This window comes from Bradyrhizobium sp. SOJA106, from assembly GCF_059448745.1.
In genome coordinates, this window is record NZ_CM182549.1 from 7,481,996 (window position 1) to 7,501,047 (window position 19,052).

Consider the following 19,052-nt stretch of genomic DNA (forward strand, 5'->3'; position numbering starts at 1 on the left):
CTCGCGCTTGGTTTGCGCGAAGGAGATTGATCATGACGCCGCAGGAACGCCAACTCGTTGACGAGCTTTTCGACCGGCTTTCGAAACTGGAAAATGCACCGCGCGATCCCGACGCGATCACCGCGATCTCCGACGGCCTGCGCAAGGCGCCTGGCGCGATCTACGCGCTAGTGCAGACCACGCTGGTGCAGGACGAAGCGCTGAAGCGCGCCCATAACCGCATCCAGGAGCTGGAAGCAGCCCGTGCGCCGGAGCAGGCTTCGTCCGGCGGCTTCCTCGACACCATGCGCGACACGCTGTTCGGCGGAAGCCAGTCTCGCGGCTCGGTTCCGAACGTGCCGCCGCGTGAGCAGCGGCCTGTCTGGAACAGCGGCCAGGCGATGCAGCAGACCCAGCCGGGCTACGGCCAGCCGCCTTATGGTCAGGCTTACGGACAAGGTGCGGGTCAGGGCCAAACGCCGGGTTATGGCGCCCCGCCGGTCGGCGGTGGTGGCGGCTCGTTCCTCGGCACGGCGGCAGCAGCCGCGGCCGGCGTCGTCGGCGGCTCGCTGCTGCTCTCCAGCATCCGCGGCATGATGGGCGGCGGCTCGCATCAGGCCTTCGGCGACACCACGATCATCGAGGAACGCGGTGGCGGCAGTCCGTGGGGTGGTGGGGGCGATCAGTCCGGCGGCTCGCTCGCACGCGACGCCGGTCTCAACGACATCGGCTCCAACCGCGACTCCCGTCAGGGCTTCTTCGACCAGGCCTCGAACGATCGCGACGACAACGACCAGAACTACGACGACGATCGCGACGACGGCAACATGGACATGGCCGACGACAGCGATTTCGGCGGCGGCGACGATGGCGGCAGCGATTACGCGTGAGCTAGGGACGAATCTCAGTGCAAAGGGCCGCCCTTGTGGGCGGCCTTTTTTCGCGCGTCGTGCTCATAACCTGTTTCCTTCCCCCTTGTCGGAGAGGGTAAAGAGACTCACATCACCACGACCTTGGTGCCGACATTGACGCGGCCGTAGAGGTCGATGACGTCCTCGTTGCGCATGCGGATGCAGCCGGAGGAGACGTTGGTGCCGATGGTCCAGGGCTCGTTGGAGCCGTGGATGCGGTAGAGCGTCGAGCCGAGATACATCGCGCGCGCACCAAGCGGGTTTTCCGGGCCGCCTTCCATGTGCCGGGGCAAATCGGGGCGGCGCGCGAGCATTTCCGCCGGCGGCGTCCAGTCCGGCCATTCGCGTTTTGCGGTGATCGACTTGACGCCGGACCAGGTGAAGCCGGGACGACCGACGCCGATGCCGTAGCGCATCGCCTTGCCGTTGCCCTCGACGAGGTAGAGGAACTTGTTCGGCGTATCGACCACGATCGTGCCGGCACTTTCCTTGCCGCTATAGTCAACAATCTGTTTCTCGAATTTCGGATCGAACGGACGCTGGCGCGGATCGATCGCTTCCTGCTGGAGCGCGCCCTGCTGATATCCCCCCTGCATCTGCGGCTCGCCCATCGGCGGCAGGCGGCGCTGGTCGTAATAGCCGGGCTGCTGCTGATAGACCGGCGCTTGCGGCGCGTAGGCCGGGCCACGGCCGGGACCGTCGCCGAACAGGAACTCGATGAAGCCGCCGCCCATGTTGGAATTGGAGGCAACGCGCACCGGCGCGGGCGGCACCTGCGGGGCGTAGAGCACCGCGGGCGGGTCGTTCGGCACCGTGTTGTCGAAGGCGCTTGCGCTGTTCGCGCCGGCCATGAAGGAGCAAGCGCTGCCGAGCAGCGCGACAGACATTCTCTTGAACATCGACGTACTCTGTACTGTTTCGTCTAGATCATTTGCGTCATGGAGCTGATGGCTGATCGCGCCCCTCGACGTGGTCAATAAAGAGCAAAAGCCGTTTTGTTTGGTAAACGCATCGGGCGTTTCGATTCACCACGTCGTGCGCGAGGCTGCAATTTGGCGATCAGCGTTTATTTTCGATGAATGCCGCGCGGTGATGGTTAACAGCGTCTTTTGTGCGCCGTCGCGCACGTCTGCACCACAGTTCCGGCTGTGAACTTCGTGTTAAATCGCTTCTGCCTACAAAGACGCGTGAGTGAGGTGGGGGAGTATCCTGATGGCTGTTCACCGCAAGCGTTTTCGCGTCGAAGATATCGTCGGTGGCGAGATGCCGATTCTTGACGCAACCGAAGAGGCGGGCCCGATGCATAGCGAGATCATGGCGGAGCTGCGCGCGATCCGCGCACAGATGGCCAAGGGCGTTGTGGCTGCCCCGCTGTCCGGCAGCGCAGCCATGGCGGCGATCGATGCGTCCACGGCGCATGAGCTTGCCGAAGCGCGCACCATGCTCGAGACCTACCGGGCGCAGATCGAACAGTGCGAGAAGCTGAAGGTCGAGCTCGACCTGATCCACGATGCCATCGACCGCACCAAGCGCGAGATCGCGACGCTGCACGGCAAGAGCTTCGATGGCGGCGAGATGGCCAAGGTCAACGGCGAGCTCGGCGCGGTCGTCGGCGGCACCGAGCAGGCGACCCAGCAGATCCTCGAAGCTGCCGAGTCGATCGACCAGGCGGCCAGCGCGATGTCCAAGGTGGACTCGGCCGACCAGCAGAAGCGCCTTGCCGACGACATCCAGGAACGTGTCATCTCGATCTTCGAAGCCTGCAACTTCCAGGACCTGACCGGCCAGCGCATCAGCAAGGTCATGACCACGATGAAGTTCATCGAGCAGCACATCAATGCGATGATGGACATCTGGGGCGGCGTCGACGCGATCAAGGCGCATGTGCCGGCGCCGGTCGATCACCGCAGCGAAGACGAAAAGCTCCTCAACGGCCCGAAGCTCGCCGGCGACGTCGGTCATGCCTCGCAGGACGACATCGACGCGCTGTTCGACTGAGCGCGGGAAACACGAAACAAAGCAAAACGCCGGCTGAGGGGCCGGCGTTTTTGTTCTAGCCATGACGTCATTCCGGGACGGCTCGACAGAGCCGAACCCGGGATCCAGAGCTTTAAGGCAGGAAGCCTACCACATCGAGATTCCGGGTTCGCGCTTCGCGCGCCCCGGAATGACGGAAAGAAATCACGCCCGTGGCGCGCAGCGGACGTAGACCATGTTGCCGTAGCGGGTGGCGGCGTCCTTGTCGATGAAGCGGGTGATCAGGACGCGGCCATCGAAGGAGACGATCTCGCGGTCCTGCTCGCCGGGGGTCGGGCCGGCCGGTCCAATGTAGTTCTTGCCGCTGGGCGAGCCCTTCAGCCGCAGTTCCTGCGGGGTGGCCTGGTCGGCCAGATGCATGATCACGCCGCCGGAGGAGCCGGCGGTGATCACGTAAGGGTTCTTGCACTGGGCCCTCGCCGCGGCCTCGGTGCGGGCGCGGTCGGCCGGGTTCTGGAACGAGGCGAGACCCCAGCGGCCGACGATCTCGTCGGCACGGATTGTCGCCGGCATTTCAGGACCGGTGCCGGGCTCGGCCTCGGGCGGCGGCTGGGAGGACGAGAACGACGGCAGGCTCATGCCGCCGCCGCAGGCGCCAAGCAGGAACGCCAGGCCAGAGGCAGCGGCCAGATTGGCGACCGTGCGCGCGCGAGCTGAATTGATCATGGCATTCCCCCGAACAAGACCATGGCCGCACCCCTGCCGCAGCCAAGCGCAAAACTGCCGCCGGAGCAATGACGTCCTTTAACACGCGGGCGCCCCGACCAAGTTTCCAATGCCACCATCCTATATCCGCCTCACCAATCGCTTAACCACCTTTGCTTGACAGGATCGCGGCCAAGCCATATTCCCGGGCCACTCTTAGCACTCGGAAAGCCCGATTGCTAAGCGCTCCGTTCGATCCTCGGGAAGAGGAGGAACGGCAGCGCCGCCCCACCGACTTCACTACTTCCGAAGTGAGCCTGCAAAGGGAAACGTCATGGCTAAGTCCAAATTTCGTCCGCTGCATGACCGTGTCGTGGTCAAACGTATCGACGCCGAGGAAAAGACCAAGGGCGGCATCATCATTCCGGACACCGCCAAGGAAAAGCCGTCCCAGGGCGAGGTCATCGCCGTCGGCCCCGGCGGCCGCGACGAGACCGGCAAGCTGATTCCGATCGACCTCAAGGCCGGCGACCGCGTGCTGTTCGGCAAGTGGTCGGGCACCGAGGTCAAGATCGACAACGAGGAGCTCCTGATCATGAAGGAGTCGGACATCATGGGCGTGCTGGCCTAAGGCCATCCGCCTGAACGGCCGCTGAATACTCCATCGTCATGCCCCGGGCCTGACTCGGGCATCCATCCTTCTTCGCACCAGCATGGATTGCCGGGTCAAGCCCGGCAATGACGACGAGAGCGCCGCACTGCACGAAACAAGACACATCACGCAACACGAGGGACTGCAGACCATGGCTGCCAAGGACGTCAAGTTTTCCGGAGACGCGCGCGATCGCATGCTGCGCGGCGTCGACATTCTCGCCAACGCCGTCAAGGTGACGCTCGGCCCGAAGGGCCGCAACGTCGTCATCGAGAAGAGCTTCGGCGCGCCGCGCATCACCAAGGACGGCGTCACCGTCGCCAAGGAGATCGAGCTCGAGGACAAGTTCGAGAACATGGGCGCCCAGATGGTGCGTGAGGTCGCCTCCAAGACCAACGACCTCGCCGGCGACGGCACCACCACCGCGACCGTGCTGGCCCAGGCCATCGTGCGCGAAGGCGCCAAGGCGGTTGCCGCCGGCATGAACCCGATGGACCTCAAGCGCGGCATCGACAGCGCCGTCCAGGCCGTGGTCAAGGACATCGAGAAGCGCGCCAAGCCCGTCGCCGCCTCCTCCGAGGTCGCCCAGGTCGGCACCATCTCGGCCAATGGCGATGCCGCCATCGGCAAGATGATCGCCCAGGCGATGCAGAAGGTCGGCAACGAGGGCGTCATCACCGTCGAGGAGAACAAGTCGCTCGACACCGAGGTCGACATCGTCGAGGGCATGAAGTTCGATCGCGGCTATCTCAGCCCCTATTTCGTCACCAATGCCGAGAAGATGACGGCCGAGCTCGAGGACGCCTACATCCTCCTGCACGAGAAGAAGCTGTCGGGGCTGCAGGCCATGCTGCCGGTGCTGGAAGCCGTGGTGCAGTCGGGCAAGCCGCTCGTGATCATCGCAGAGGATGTCGAGGGCGAGGCACTGGCCACGCTGGTCGTCAACCGTCTCCGTGGCGGCCTCAAGGTGGCCGCTGTCAAGGCGCCGGGCTTCGGTGACCGTCGCAAGGCCATGCTCGAGGACATCGCGATCCTCACCGGCGGCCAGCTGATCTCGGAAGAGCTCGGCATCAAGCTCGAGAACGTCACGGTGAAGATGCTCGGCCGCGCCAAGAAGGTGGTGATCGACAAGGAGAACACCACGATCGTCAACGGTGCCGGCAAGAAGCCCGACATCGAGGCCCGCGTCGGCCAGATCAAGGCCCAGATCGAGGAGACCACCTCGGACTACGATCGTGAGAAGCTCCAGGAGCGGCTTGCCAAGCTCGCCGGCGGCGTCGCGGTGATCCGCGTCGGTGGCGCCACCGAGATCGAGGTCAAGGAGAAGAAAGACCGCGTCGAGGACGCGCTCAATGCCACCCGCGCCGCAGTGCAGGAAGGCATCGTCCCCGGCGGCGGCGTCGCGCTGCTCCGCGCCAAGAAGGCGGTGGGCCGTCTGTCCAACGACAATGCGGACGTGCAGGCCGGCATCAACATCGTGCTGAAGGCGCTGGAAGCTCCGATCCGCCAGATCTCCGAGAACGCGGGCGTGGAAGGCTCGATCGTGGTCGGCAAGATCCTGGAGAACAAGTCCGAGACCTTCGGCTTCGACGCCCAGAACGAGGACTATGTCGACATGGTCGAGAAGGGCATCATCGATCCCGCCAAGGTGGTCCGCACCGCGCTGCAGGACGCCTCCTCCGTGGCCGGCCTCTTGGTGACCACCGAGGCGATGGTCGCCGAAATGCCGAAGAAGGAAGCTCCACCCGCGATGCCCGCCGGCGGCGGCATGGGTGGCTTCTAAGCCCCTCCTTCATTGCAGCGCCTACGAAGGCCGCCTCCGGGCGGCCTTCTTTTTTGCCGATCCTCTCCCTGACGCTTTGCAATTCAACGGACGGCCAAAACCAATTACGGTGGCGGCCGATTCTGTTCCTTCGAGGATTTCGGCGATGCGCGCACTCCTGGTTTGCCTGACGATTGTTTTGGCGGCTCTGCTCGCCGCCTCGCCCGAAATCGCATCCGCGCAGATGAAACTGTCGCCGAAGGCCACCGCGCCGGGCGGAACCGAGACGCGCTATTTCACCTCGATCGACGGGCTGATGGACGGCAATGCCGACGTGATCCTGAAGGAAACGCGGCAGGGCAAGACGGTCACATCCGCCGTGCTCGACGTCTGCTATCCCGTCGCGAAGAATTCCGAGCGCAAGGACCGCTTCGTCGTCAATCTCCAGGTCGCCGGCCAGAACTTGACGGGCACGACGCAGAGCCTCGGCGAGAAAGCGCCAGTCAGCGTCAAGCTGCTGCGCAAGCCGACCGGAGACACGTTCGAGTTCCGCGGTCAGATCAGCATCGGCTCAGTGGTGACCGAGGTCACCTCGCCGGACAACTCCGATCTCAGCGAGAGAGAGTTTCTCGACAACCAGACCTCCGACGACGGCATCACGCCGCAGCCGAAGGACTTCACCGAAGTCTCGCCGGAGGCGATCGCGGTCAAGGTCAAGCTGGATGCGGCAACCGAATTCCTGAAGAGCCTGAAGGGCCAGGATGTCGAGGTGACGCTGGCGAGCCTTTCGGTTGGCTGCGACGCGCTGCGCGCCGGCGAGCAGACCATCAACATGTCGGTCGATCCGGAGCGCGCGGCCGCGCTGCTCGGCAAGTTCAAGGCGATGCCCGGCGTCACCGCGGCCGGCTGGACCGCGGGGATGACCGAGATGGACCGCACCATCCGCATTCCCGCCGCCGATTGGCGCGAGGGCGACAAGGTCAACCGCGACAAGCTCGCTTCGGCCATCGCCGGCGTGCTGAGCAGGACGCTCGCGGCCAAGCCGGTGTCGCATAATTTCAACCCGGCCACCGGCAAGCTCAAGCTGGTCTTCAAGCGGCCGAACCAGGATTTCCCGGCGCTCGAGCTCACCGACACGATCGAGGTCGCAGGCCTGATCTCGCCCGACAAGCCGGGCACCACCGACAAGCTGATGCTGTGGATCGGCAGCCCTGCGATCACCACCGCCGATGAGAGCAGTGGCGCCAAGCTCAATCTTTCGGATGAAGCTTCCGCCGAGGAGGAAGGCGATCAACCCGACGACAACGGCTCGATCGAGGCGCTCGCCAGGGAGCTGAAGGGCCAGCGGTGGGACGCCGACAAGTCGGTGTGGAAGTGACGTGACGCTCGTGCCCCGGACGCAGCGCGAAAGCGCTGCAGAGCCGGGGCCCAGAAGCCACAAGCGAAGTCGCGGATAAGAAACTGGTCCCGGCTTGCACGTGAGGCAAGCCTTTGCGTCGTAGCGCCTGCGCGCTACGCCTTGTCCGGGACACGAGAGACCTAATTCCCATTGACGCGAAACCGCAGCGGCTTCGGGCCGATCAGGGTCAGCACGTCGCCCTGGCGCTTCCAGGTTTCGACGCTGCCGAGGGCTGCGACGAGGTCGTCGTCGGCCTGGGCTTTGGCCGGCGGACAGGAGCGATCCTGGATCTGGCCCGGCACGAAGATCACGGTGTTGCCGGCGACCGAGAACTGGCCCTTGCCGCCTTTGCACCAGAGCTCCAGCACGACCTCGCCATTGTCGCCGATCTCGATGTTCGGAATCCGCTTCGAGCCTGCTTGCGGCAGCGCCTCCAGCGTCATCTCGGTGCCGAACGGAAATCCCTCCTCGGCGCGCGCGAGGCCGGACGCGGCGAGCATTGCAACCGCCGCACACACCACCAGCTTGAACGAAACCATGGCACCTCTCGACCGACCTGATTTGCGGCACCTTCTATAAGACGGCGGCGCCATTGAGAAGGTTCGCCCGCACTAGCGCGACGAGATTGGCAAGAATCGTCATCGCGCTTTGGACCGTTGTTTGAGCATGATCTTCGCGGAAAACCGCTGCGCACTTTTCCGGATCATGCTTGAGATGCAAAAATCCCCGCGTGGGGACGACCCCCGCGGGGATTTGCCGCGAAACCGGTGTGGCTATTTCAGGACCAGCGCCGTGAACGGCCAGACATAGGCCTGCAACGTCACCAGCACACCGACGAGGCAGGCCAGCACGATCGAGTGCCAGAACACGAAGCGCAGGATCGTGCCCTCATGGCCGTACCAGTTGGTGGCGGTGGAGGCGACGACGATCGATTGCGCATCGATCATCTTGCCCATCACGCCGCCGGACGAGTTCGCCGCCGCCATCAGCACCGGCGACAGGCCAAGCTGTTCGGAGGTGATCTTCTGAAGGTTGCCGAACAGCACGTTGGAGGCGGTGTCCGATCCCGTCAGCGCCACGCCCAACCAGCCGAGCAGCGTGCCGAAGAAGGGATAGAGCACGCCGGTTGCGGCGAAGGCGAGACCGAGTGTGGCGTCGACGCCGGACAGCCGCGTCAGCGTGCCGATCGCGAGCATCGCCGAGATCGTGATCAGCGAGATCGCGCACAGCCGGATGGTGCGACCGTACTCGGTCAGGAGCCGGCCGGGACCGACGCCCATCAGGAAGCCGGAGATGATCGCCGCGATCAGCATGCCGGTGCCGGTGAAGGACAGATAGGTGAAGCTGAAGACTGCGCTCTCCTTGGTCGGTCCGGGCGCGACCGGCGGCATCTTGTTGATCATTTGGTGCAGCTCGGGCACCGGATAATTCCAAGTGAAGATCGAATTCGCCCAGCTCTTGAAGGCGCCGTTGCCCCAGATCAGCATCACGACGCAGACGATGATCCACGGCAGCAGTGCGCTGAACAGCTCACTCTGGGTCAGCGGCGTCTTGTCCAGTGGTCTTGCCGCCGCCATGGTCGCGGCCGATTCATCGTGGCCGCGCAGGGCCGGCGACAGCCAGAGCTGCCGCGGCTGCCACACCCGCAGGAACAGGATCAGCGCGCCCATCGAGATCAGCGATGCGCCGATGTCGACGATCCAGGGATTAATGAAGTTCGAGATCACGAATTGCGGGATCGCGAACGATACGCCGGTGACCAGGATCGCCGGCCAGACGTCCTTCATGCCCTTCCAGCCCGCGAACGCCCACACCACCCAGAACGGCACGATCAGCGAGAAGAACGGCAATTGGCGGCCGACCATCGCACCTAAGATGTAGGGATCGAGCCCGGTCACCGAGGCAAGGCCCTGGATCGGGGTGCCCAGTGCACCGTAAGCCACCGGCGCGGTGTTGGCGATCAGCGACAGGCCGGATGCCGCGAGCGGCGAGAAGCCGAGGCCGATCAGCACGGCGCCGGTGATTGCGACCGGGGTGCCGAAGCCCGAGGCGCCTTCGAAGAAGGCGCCGAACGAGAATGCGATCAGCAGCAATTGCAGCCGCCGGTCCTCGGTGACGCCACCGACCGCGCGCTTGAGCAGCTCGAAGCGCCCGGTCGAGACCGTCACCTGGTACAGGAAGATGACGTTGAGGACGATCCAGCCGATCGGAAAGAAGCCGGTCACGATGCCGAGGATCGAGGCGCGGATCGACATGTTCGCCGGCATGGTGAAGACGAAGATCGTGATCAGGTTGGTCACGATCACGGCGATGACGGCCGCAATATGCGCCTGGACGCGGCCGCTCGCGATCAGGACCAGCAGCGTGACGACGGGCACCGCCGCGGCGATCGTCGACAGCACGGGGCTGTGCAGCGGATCATAGATTTGATTCCACATGGTCTTCCTCCCCCACGCATGTGTTGCGGCAGGCGGCCTTGCGTGGACGGCCAAGCCTGCTTGACGCTGGGAAGATAACCCCCGAGCTGGACGTGAATTCCTCGCAATTTGCGGCGGTTCCCGCCCGCTCACAAGCTCGCGAAATACTGGAGGCCCCCACCCCGCGCCGTTGAAGCCCATGCTAAGGTTGCAAGCCGCGACAAGCCAACGCAAATTGCAGAACCTGCGACTTTAGTCTAAGCGCAGCCAATTTCCGCCATCGCCGCAGCCATTTGGCTCCCGGCATTTGTGCACACCCCCTCGAGGAGATCCTGCTCTGTGAAGAACATCAGCGCCACGCTCGCGGTCGTCTGGCGAATCGCCGGTCCGTATTTCCGATCGGAAGACAAATGGGCCGGCCGCGGCCTGCTTGGCGTCGTCATCGCGATGGAGCTGACGCTGGTGGCGATCAACGTGCTGCTCAATCAATGGCAGAACCGGTTCTACAGCGCACTCCAAGCCTACGATCTCAACGCGTTCGTCATGGAGGTCTGGATCTTCCTTGGCCTTGCCTTCACCTATGTCGCCCTGGCCGTCTACAAGCTTTACCTGAACCAGTGGCTCCAGATCCGCTGGCGGCGATGGCTGACGCAACACTATCTCGGCGAATGGCTGGACGGTGCCACGCATTACCGCATGCAGCTCAAGGGTGATCCGGCCGACAACCCGGACCAGCGCATCACCGAGGACGTCAAGAACTTCGTCGAGCAGACGCTCGTCCTTGGCCTCGGTCTGCTGTCGTCGATCGTGACGCTGGCCTCGTTCGTCGTCATCCTCTGGGGTCTGTCCAACAAGGCCCCCCTGCACATCTACGGCACCGATTTCGTCATCCCGGGTTTTCTGGTCTGGTGTGCGCTGGTCTATGCGATCCTGGGCACGGGACTGACGCACTGGATCGGCGCTCCGCTGATCAACCTCAATTTCGAGCAGCAGCGCTTTGAAGCCGACTTCCGCTTCAACCTGATCCGCGTGCGCGAAAATTCCGAGCAGATCGCACTGTTGAGGGGTGAGAGCGCGGAGCGGGGGCATCTGCTGCACCGCTTCGGCTCCGTCATCGCCAACTGGTACGCGATCATGAGCCGGACCAAGCGCCTCACCGCCTTCACGGCTAGCTACGGTCAGGCGGCAACGATCTTTCCCTACGTCGTGGTCGCTCCGGCCTACTTCGCCAAACGCATCCAGCTCGGGGACATGATGCAGACCGGCTCGGCCTTCGGCAGCGTGCAGGATGCGCTGTCCTTCTTCGTCACAGCCTACCGCTCGCTCGCCGAATGGCGCGCCATCGTCGCCCGTCTCGACGGCTTCGAGATGTCGGTCAGCTCCGCCGCCACCGTCACCGCGCGCGAGCCGACCATCGGCGTCGCGCGGTCGAGTGGCAAGGCAATCACCCTTGCACGCTTGCTGGTGGAGCTGCCAAACGGCGAGCCGCTGGTCAGCGCCGATGCCTTCACGGTCGAGCCGGGGGAGCGGGTGCTGGTGAGCGGGCCATCCGGCGCCGGCAAGTCGACATTGTTCCGGGCGATCGCCGGCATCTGGCCATTCGGCACCGGGACCATCGCCATTCCCGAGAAGGCCAGACTGATGATGCTGCCGCAGCGGCCGTATTTTCCAATCGGCCCGCTCGGCGACGCAGTGATCTATCCGGCCGAACACGGCACGGTCGCGCCCGAGAAGATCGCGGAAGCGCTCAACGCGGTCGGCATGCCGCGGCTGGCCAAACGGCTCGACGAGGACGGTCATTGGAACCGGATCCTATCGCTCGGCGAGCAACAGCGGCTGGGGCTCGCCCGCGCGCTGCTCCATGCGCCGGACTATCTGTTCCTGGACGAGGCCACCGCGTCGCTGGACGAACCCTCCGAGGCCCGGCTGTACCGGCTGCTCGCGGAGAAGCTGCCACAGGCGACCATCGTCTCGATCGGCCACCGCTCGACGCTGGATGCCTTCCACAGCCGGAAGGTGGCGATGGTGAAGGATGGCGATATCCACGTTCTCGGCAAGGGCGGCGAGGCGGCCCGGGCGGAGACGACCGCGGCGCGCTGACGCGCAAAGGCAGCCCCGGCAACTCCGGCCGGAAGAAGAACCAGCACGTCCTGTCGTGTCCCCGACAAGCCGCAACGCGCTTCAGCGTTGCGGCGCAGACCCGGGATCCAGGTATCGCACGCCAGAAGCATGGGCCCCGGCTCGGCAGCGCAGTGCTGACCGGACGATGCTTCGCATCGCCGGGATAGCGCTGCGCTGCGTCCGGGGCACGAGAGGGAGATCCGCTCGCTAAAGCATGATCCGGACCCGGAGGGCCGCGTTAGCGCAAAGTGCGCAGCGGTTTTCCCTCGCGACAAACGCGGAACGCGTTTGCGCGGAGATCATGCTCAAACAACAACCTAAAGCGCGATGACGCTTCATCCTGATTTCATCGCGCTTTAGCCCCAAAAGCAAAAGGGCGGCAGGTTGCCCTGCCGCCCGCGTCAAGTTGCTCGGGACGAAACTTACTTGAGATTGCTCATCGCCGTCAGGTCGAAGGACAGCTTGGCGATGCCGGCCGCGCCGCACCAGTTCGAGGCGACGCCGGTCGGGTTGATCGGCGTCACGCTCGTGCCAGCGTTCGGAGCGATGTTGCCGCGGGCAGCCCAGTCGCTGGTGAAGGCGTTGCAGTTACCCTTGGAGAGGTCGGTGTCGGAGTAACGCAGATCGAGCGTGAACACCTTGTAGGTGAAGCCGATGCCGATGTTCCAGGTGTTGTAGTCGGCATATTTGATTCCGTTCGGGAAGGCCGGGACGCCGTAGAAGCTGTCCGAGGTGCCGAGCCACTGACGGCCGAACTCGCCCGACACGTACATGCCGACGCCGCTCGATCCGAAGGTCGTGTTCGGCGCCGTGTACTTGGCGGTGATCGAGGTGTAGTTGCCCCACGCGCCGGAGTTCAGGTAGCTCGGCGTGTAGTACTCGTTGAGGCCGACGGCCCAGCTGTCATTGATGGTGTAGAGAACCTTGCCATAGACTTCGAAGAAGTTGAGGTTCTTCTTGATGACGTTGCCGTTGAGCAGGCCCTTCTCGGCGCACTCGGCGCCCTGGAAGACGCCGGCGTTGTCGATGCCGGGTGGGCCAAAATAGCAGGTCCCGCCCGGATACAGGTAACCCCAGACACCGATATCGAAAGCGAAGGCGCCGAAGGTCGGGCGGATACCACCGTAGATGTCGACCTCGGCCGCGGCGCGGTTCGGGAAGGAGATGCTCTCAGCCGACGTACCGATATAGAGCTGCAGGTCCTTGGTGACGTTGTAGCGTGGCTCGAAATAGGCCGTCACGGACGGCTTGTGGTTCGACTGGGTGATGCCGCGGAAGATGTAGTCGCTCATGATACCGCCGCCGAAGGCGACGTCCCAGGGATCGAAGGCGGGCGGCGGCGGAGCCTTCAATGCCTTGACGGGCATGTCTGCCGCGAAAGCCGAACCCGTCACCATTGCCAGCGCCGTTGCCAACAAAGCTACTTTCTTCATTTCGATCCCCATCACCAGTTCTACCAGCCAGTCCCCCGGAAGCCCCCCGGGGCACACGATCTGACTTCAAAAATTCGTAACTGCGGCAATTTGGATTGGGGCGGGTAAACCGTGAAGCAAAAAACGCGGGCATCTGCCGACTTTTTGGGCGTTTTGACGATTCCACGAAAGGTTGTCAGGCTGTGTGTCTTCTCGATCACATTATTTGCATTCCAAAGTGCACCGGGGGCCCGGGTAACTACGGAGAACCGAGCCGCAGTGGTGCCCGCGCCACGAATCGGGCCGACGGTGAGAAACGGCCGCCGCCCCCGACCATCATGACGATGCAAAAAGGCCGCAGCGTCACCGCCGCGGCCTTTGCTGTTGTCGCTCGTTGCCGTTGGGGTGGCTCCACCTTTGGTGCCCCTTGGGACCCACCCCAAGGCCTTCCGGCCTAACCTTGCCCGTCGGCCGGCGTCGGCTCCGCAGAAGACGAAGGCATCGCCCAGCTCGTCTCAGCAGCGGGCTCGGGAGCCGGAGCCGCCATCGGCGCTGACGGCTTCGGCGCGGGAGCTGCCTTCGCTTTCTTCGGTGCTGCTTTCTTCGCAGCCTTCTTCGGTGCAGCCTGCTTCACAGCCTTCTTGGCTGACTTCGCAGCCTTCTTCGGCGCGGCCTTCTTCGCGGCCTTCTTGGCCGACTTCTTGGCCGACCTCGTTGCTTTCTTGGCAGACTTCTTCGCGGACTTCTTCGCCGCTACAACCTTCTTGGCCTTTTTGGCCTTCTTGCTTTTCTTCTTCTTCGCTTTCGCCATCGTGGTCCTCCTGTTGCCGCCGAACAATGGTCGATCGGGCGTCGTTCTGCCGTCACCTGCGGACCAAAGCTCAGCCCTTGAAAGCTCAAACCTGCGCGTTCAATGCCGGCCGCGACCCGCCCGTAGCCCAATCGAGAAGCTCAATCGTGTGTACGACCGGAACTGACGTGCCACTGGCAATCTGCACCATGCAGCCGATATTGCCCGCGGCAATCATGTCCGGCTTGACGCTTGCGATGTTGGCGACCTTGCGATCGCGCAACCTGCCCGCAAGCTCGGGCTGGAGAATGTTGTAGGTCCCCGCCGAGCCGCAACACAAATGGCTCTCTGGGACATCTTTCACCACGAATCCATTCTTGGAAAGCAATTCTTTCGGAAGGCCTGTGATTTTCTGTCCGTGCTGCAACGAACACGCGGAGTGATAAGCGACGACGATGTCGTCGTGCCGTGCAGTCGATTCCAATCCGAGGCCGGCGACGTATTCGGTGATGTCCTTGGCGAGCGCAGACACCTTGGCAGCATCGGCCGCGAACGCCGTGTCCTCACGCAGCAGATAGCCGTAGTCCTTGATCACAGTGCCGCAGCCGGAGGTCGTCACCAGGATGGCGTCGAGCCCCTCGCCGGCCGCTTCCTTTTGCCACGCCGTGACGTTGGCGCGGGCCCGCGCCAACGCATCCTGGTCGTTGCCGAGGTGATGGGTCAGCGCACCGCAGCACTGCTCGTCGCGTACCAGCACGACCTCGATGCCGTGGCGGGTGAGCAGGCTGATGGCAGCCTGGTTGATGCGCGGCGCCAGCACCTGCTGGGCGCAGCCCTGGAGCAGCGCGACGCGCCCACGCTTCTTGCCGAGCGCCGCGAACACGCTGCCGGCGGCAGGCCCCGGCGACGGCAGCCGGTTCGGCGCCAGCGCCAACATCGCCTTGAGGCGCTGGATCAGGCCCGGCGTCGCCGACGGCCGCGGTGTCGGCAAGAATACGGCCAGCGGGCGGGCGAGCCGCGCCAGCCACATGCTGACGCGGAAGCGCTGCGGATCCGGCAGGACGAAGGCCAGCACCTGGCGCAGCAGCCGCTCGGCCAGGGGCCGCTCATAGCGCTGCTCGATCCTGACCCGGGCCTGGTCGACGAGGTGCATGTAGTTGACCCCGGAAGGACAGGTCGTCATGCAGGCCAGGCACGAGAGGCAGCGATCGACATGCTTGACCACCTCGGCGGTCGGCGCCTGGTCCTTCTCCAGCATCTCCTTGATCAGATAGATGCGGCCGCGCGGGCTATCGAGCTCGTCGCCGAGCAGCACATAGGTCGGACAGGTTGCGGTGCAGAAGCCGCAATGGACGCAGGCCCGCAGGATCTTGTCGGCCTCCGCGATGTCAGGGTCGGCGAGCTGCGCCAGTGAGAATTCGGTCTTCATGCCGCAGCGCCCCGCCTCAGGCGTCCCCGGTTCAAGATGGTCTTCGGATCGAAGCTGGCGCGCACCCGCTCGCTCAGGGCAGCAACGCCCGGCGCCTGCGGATGGAAGACGTCGACATCGCGCCTGACGTCCTCCGCCGCCCGGATCAGCGTGGCGTGGCCCCCGACGGCATCCGCGCGCTGGCGCACGACCGGGGCATGGGCGTCGCCCTTCGGCGGCAACGCGGCCCAGATCAGCCCGCCCCCCCAGTCGTAGATCACATCCCCGCCGGTCTCGCGCGCCAATTGCGCGCCGAGCGCCGCGCCCGAGGCGGGCGGACAGACGATCCGCCACACCGGCCAGGCGCCGAGCGCGCCGGCGACGGCGAACGGCAGCACGTCGCGGATGCTGGCCCATAGCGCGGCAGAGTCCGTGTCCTCGATCAGCGTCGCGGTTCCGAACGGCGCCAGCAATTCGCGCAAGGACCCGGCGCGGTGCGCGGCGGAGGACGTGATGCCCTCGAGCCGCAGCACGGTCAGCGCCTCGCCCTGGCCGGCGATATCGCCGAGTCCCTCGGTCTTGGCGCGGAACGCCGATTTCGGCAGATGCGCAGCGGCGGAAACGTCGTAGGGCGAGCCGAGCGCCGCGGTCATCGCCTTGTTGGCGGCGGCATCATCCAGCCCGCGCAGCAGCAGCGTGCGCTCGGCCTCGGGCTTTGGCATCACCTTCAGCGTCACCTCGGTCATCACCGACAGCGTGCCCCAGGACCCCGCGAGCAGCTTGCAGAGGTCGTAGCCGGTGACGTTCTTCACCACCTTGCCGCCGGTTTTGAAGCTGTCGCCGAAACCGGAGACGGCGTGCGCCCCCAGCAGATGGTCGCGGACCCCGCCCGCCCTGATCCGCCGCGGGCCGGCAAGCCCCGCCGCGATCATGCCGCCGATGGTCCCGACCGCCGGCGTGCCGAGCAGCGGCGCCGTGTTGACAGGCTCGAAGGCAAATTGCTGGTTCTTGGCATCGATCAGCGAGAGCACGTCGGCCAGCGGCGCACCGGCCTGGAGCGTGACGATCAGTTCGTTCGGCTCGTAGGAGGTGACGGCATTCAGCGCGGAGACGTCGAGCACGGCGTTCGTCGCCATCGTGTGCCCGATGCCGCGCTTAGAGCCATGACCGATAATCTCGAGCGGCTGCTCATTGGCAATTGCCGCGCGCACCACCTCTTCGACGTCCTTGGCGTCTCTGACCCTGAGCGTGTCCACGGGAAAAGGCGGTAGCGAAATTCGCCGTCAAAATCAAATGCGGCGTGACGCCGGCGACTATCGCCGGCGCGCTCGAGCTCCGACACCCGAGCCACCGCAACGCATCGATCATGACCCTAGCGTTCACGACATCGACACTTCGATGGCTGGCGAACCAAGCTGGTTCGGCGCCTCGCTACAAGCTCGCACCGGTCGCGATCGAGACTGAAGCCAAAAGCAAGGAGGAAGAGCCATGAACCACTATGCCACGCAGAAATCCCTAAGCGACGCCGTCGATGGCGGCGGCCTGCTCGTCGTCGCGCAATGGGAGGCAAAGCCAGGCGAGGCCGACAGGATCGCGGGAATCCTCGACCGCTTCCTGCCAGAGGCGCAGCGCGAGGACGGCGTAAAACTGTTCCTGATCTCGCGCGGCAAGGACAATCCGGCCCAGTTCCTGTTCTACGAGCTGTTCCGCGACGAGGCTGCCTTCAAGGCGCATCAGGAGAGCGCGCATTTCAAGACCTGGATCGCCGGCCAAGCCCTGCCGCTGCTGGCCAGGCGCGAGCGGGCGCAGTACGGGCTGCTGTGAGTGTCTTGCGGAGGGACGGGCTCGTCCCTTCCCTCCGCGCGATCGCTCAGAACCGCGGAATGTCCGGAAAGTCCAGCTTGCCGGCATGGACATGCATGCGGCCGAGTTCGGCGCAGCGGTGCAGGGTCGGAAACACTTTTCCGGGATTGAGCAGGCCCTGCGCGTCGAACGCGCATTTCAGCCGCTGCTGCTGGTTGAGGTCGATCTCGGTGAACATATCCGGCATCAGGTCGCGCTTCTCGATGCCGACGCCGTGCTCGCCTGTGAGCACGCCGCCGAACTCGACGCAGGCGCGCAGGATGTCGGCGCCGAAGGCTTCGGCGCGCTCGATCTCGCCGGGCTTGTTGGCATCGTAGAGGATCAGCGGATGCAGATTGCCGTCGCCGGCGTGGAACACGTTGGCGCAGCCGAGCTGGTACTTTTCACCGAGCTCGCGGATGCGCGCCAGCGCCTTCGGCAGCGCGCCGCGCGGGATAGTGCCGTCCATGCAGAGATAGTCGGGCGAGATGCGGCCGACGGCGGGGAAGGCGGCTTTGCGGCCGGCCCAGAACAGATTGCGCTCGGCTTCCGAATTGGAGATCTGGCACGTGGTCGAGCCGCAGCCATTCGCGATGGCCTCGACGCGCATGATCAGCTCGTCGACCTCGATCTTGGGACCGTCGAGCTCGATGATGAGCAGCGCCTCGACGTCGAGCGGGTAGCCGGCATGGACGAAGGCTTCGGCGGCGTGGATCGCCGGCTTGTCCATCATCTCCATGCCGCCCGGGATGATGCCGGCGCCGATGATGCGCGCGACGCATTCGCCGGCCGCTTCGACCTGTGCGAATCCGACCATCAGCGCGCGCGCCGTCTCCGGCTTCTGCAGGATGCGCACCGTGATCTCGGTGATGACGCCGAGCAGCCCTTCCGAGCCGGTGATGACGCCCATCAGATCGTAACCGGAATTCTCGCACCCCTTGCCGCCGATGCGCAGGATCTCGCCGCTCATCAGCACGATCTCGCAGCCCAGCACGTTGTTGGTGGTCATGCCGTATTTCAGGCAATGCACGCCGCCGGAATTCTCCGCGACATTGCCGCCGATCGAGCAGGCGATCTGCGAGGACGGATCGGGCGCGTAATAGAATCCGGCATGCGCGACGGCCTGGCTGATCGCGAGATTGGTAACACCGGGCTCGGTGACGACGACGCGGTTGTCGAAATCGATCTCGCGGATGCGCTTGAACTTGCCAAGACCCAGCAGCACGCCGTCCTCCACCGGCAGCGCACCGCCTGACAGCGACGTGCCGGAGCCGCGCGGCACCACCTTGATGCCCTTCCCGGCACAATATTTCAGGACCAGCGAGACCTGTTCGGTCGTATCGGGCAGCACCACCACCATCGGCGGCTGCCGGTAGGCGGTCAGCCCGTCGGATTCGTAGGCCCGCATCTCGGCAGGCGTATCGATCACGCCCTCGCCGGGCACGATTGCGCGCAATGCAGCCACGATCTCGGCGCGGCGCGCGAGCACCGCCTGGTCGCTCGCAGGCATCATGATGGCCATATCAGATCCCTCATGGCATATTCTTCCGGCTCACGCCGCACGATCAATTTGTCACGCCAAATCAATCACGTCCGCGCGGGTTTGGGTAGGCCATCCGAAAGTCGGAGCCGCGATCTTCGGCGAGTTCGCTCTGGGACAAGTAGGCAGCCATGAAA

The 19,052-nt window shown here is 64.7% G+C and carries 16 protein-coding genes; 7 read left to right on the plus strand and 9 right to left on the minus strand.

Annotated elements, in window-relative coordinates:
* Window positions 1-32: 32 nt before the first annotated feature.
* Window positions 33-869, plus strand: a complete 837-nt coding sequence (locus tag AC5V87_RS35325) for a DUF2076 domain-containing protein (protein ID WP_495369229.1) — start codon at window positions 33-35, stop codon at window positions 867-869.
* 107 nt (window positions 870-976) lie between these two features.
* On the opposite strand, the gene AC5V87_RS35330 is transcribed toward AC5V87_RS35325, so the two are convergent.
* On the minus strand, window positions 977-1,789 hold the full coding sequence (locus AC5V87_RS35330) for a L,D-transpeptidase (RefSeq protein WP_495369230.1): 813 nt from the start codon (window positions 1,787-1,789) through the stop codon (window positions 977-979).
* Window positions 1,790-2,102: 313 nt separating this feature from the next.
* Here AC5V87_RS35330 and AC5V87_RS35335 point away from each other — a divergent pair, with 313 nt between their 5' ends.
* On the plus strand, window positions 2,103-2,888 hold the full coding sequence (locus AC5V87_RS35335; protein WP_456842532.1) for a protein phosphatase CheZ: 786 nt from the start codon (window positions 2,103-2,105) through the stop codon (window positions 2,886-2,888).
* Window positions 2,889-3,071: 183 nt separating this feature from the next.
* Here AC5V87_RS35335 and AC5V87_RS35340 read toward each other — a convergent pair whose 3' ends face one another.
* Window positions 3,072-3,593: a hypothetical protein gene (locus AC5V87_RS35340; RefSeq protein WP_495369231.1), complete on the minus strand. Its 522-nt coding sequence runs from the start codon at window positions 3,591-3,593 to the stop codon at window positions 3,072-3,074.
* 313 nt (window positions 3,594-3,906) lie between these two features.
* On the opposite strand from AC5V87_RS35340, the gene AC5V87_RS35345 reads away from it, so the two are divergent.
* The 3 genes from AC5V87_RS35345 to AC5V87_RS35355 all read left to right on the plus strand — a co-directional run bounded on the left by AC5V87_RS35345 (window position 3,907) and on the right by AC5V87_RS35355 (window position 7,364).
* The gene (locus AC5V87_RS35345; RefSeq protein WP_495369232.1) at window positions 3,907-4,203 is read left to right on the plus strand and encodes a co-chaperone GroES; all 297 of its coding nucleotides are present in this window, start codon (window positions 3,907-3,909) and stop codon (window positions 4,201-4,203) included.
* 172 nt (window positions 4,204-4,375) lie between these two features.
* Window positions 4,376-6,007: a chaperonin GroEL gene (gene groL / locus AC5V87_RS35350; RefSeq protein ID WP_456842529.1), complete on the plus strand. Its 1,632-nt coding sequence runs from the start codon at window positions 4,376-4,378 to the stop codon at window positions 6,005-6,007.
* Between the two features lie 145 nt (window positions 6,008-6,152).
* Window positions 6,153-7,364 (plus strand): hypothetical protein, encoded by a 1,212-nt coding sequence (locus AC5V87_RS35355; protein WP_495369233.1) that lies wholly within the window; start codon window positions 6,153-6,155, stop codon window positions 7,362-7,364.
* A 161-nt stretch (window positions 7,365-7,525) separates the two neighbouring features.
* On the opposite strand, the gene AC5V87_RS35360 is transcribed toward AC5V87_RS35355, so the two are convergent.
* Complete coding sequence (locus tag AC5V87_RS35360; RefSeq protein ID WP_456842527.1) at window positions 7,526-7,924, minus strand: META domain-containing protein; 399 nt, start codon at window positions 7,922-7,924, stop codon at window positions 7,526-7,528.
* A 234-nt stretch (window positions 7,925-8,158) separates the two neighbouring features.
* Window positions 8,159-9,823: an L-lactate permease gene (locus AC5V87_RS35365; RefSeq protein WP_456842526.1), complete on the minus strand. Its 1,665-nt coding sequence runs from the start codon at window positions 9,821-9,823 to the stop codon at window positions 8,159-8,161.
* A gap of 318 nt (window positions 9,824-10,141) precedes the next feature.
* On the opposite strand from AC5V87_RS35365, the gene AC5V87_RS35370 reads away from it, so the two are divergent.
* Complete coding sequence (locus AC5V87_RS35370) at window positions 10,142-11,902, plus strand: ABC transporter ATP-binding protein/permease (RefSeq protein ID WP_495369234.1); 1,761 nt, start codon at window positions 10,142-10,144, stop codon at window positions 11,900-11,902.
* A gap of 443 nt (window positions 11,903-12,345) precedes the next feature.
* Here AC5V87_RS35370 and AC5V87_RS35375 read toward each other — a convergent pair whose 3' ends face one another.
* The 4 genes from AC5V87_RS35375 to AC5V87_RS35390 all read right to left on the minus strand — a co-directional run bounded on the left by AC5V87_RS35375 (window position 12,346) and on the right by AC5V87_RS35390 (window position 16,789).
* Window positions 12,346-13,356: a TorF family putative porin gene (locus AC5V87_RS35375; protein WP_495369235.1), complete on the minus strand. Its 1,011-nt coding sequence runs from the start codon at window positions 13,354-13,356 to the stop codon at window positions 12,346-12,348.
* 433 nt (window positions 13,357-13,789) lie between these two features.
* Window positions 13,790-14,146: a histone gene (locus AC5V87_RS35380; protein WP_495369236.1), complete on the minus strand. Its 357-nt coding sequence runs from the start codon at window positions 14,144-14,146 to the stop codon at window positions 13,790-13,792.
* A gap of 85 nt (window positions 14,147-14,231) precedes the next feature.
* Window positions 14,232-15,554 (minus strand): glycolate oxidase subunit GlcF, encoded by a 1,323-nt coding sequence (glcF, locus tag AC5V87_RS35385; RefSeq protein WP_456842523.1) that lies wholly within the window; start codon window positions 15,552-15,554, stop codon window positions 14,232-14,234.
* Complete coding sequence (locus AC5V87_RS35390; protein WP_495369237.1) at window positions 15,551-16,789, minus strand: FAD-binding protein; 1,239 nt, start codon at window positions 16,787-16,789, stop codon at window positions 15,551-15,553. Before AC5V87_RS35390 ends, glcF begins: the two co-directional genes overlap by 4 nt.
* 232 nt (window positions 16,790-17,021) lie before the next feature.
* Here AC5V87_RS35390 and AC5V87_RS35395 point away from each other — a divergent pair, with 232 nt between their 5' ends.
* On the plus strand, window positions 17,022-17,357 hold the full coding sequence (locus AC5V87_RS35395) for a putative quinol monooxygenase (RefSeq protein ID WP_456842521.1): 336 nt from the start codon (window positions 17,022-17,024) through the stop codon (window positions 17,355-17,357).
* 46 nt (window positions 17,358-17,403) lie between these two features.
* Here the strand turns inward: AC5V87_RS35395 and AC5V87_RS35400 are convergent, their stop codons facing one another.
* Entirely contained in the window at window positions 17,404-18,897 is a 1,494-nt protein-coding gene (locus AC5V87_RS35400) for an FAD-linked oxidase C-terminal domain-containing protein (protein ID WP_456842520.1), read from the minus strand.
* Window positions 18,898-19,052 lie beyond the last annotated feature (155 nt).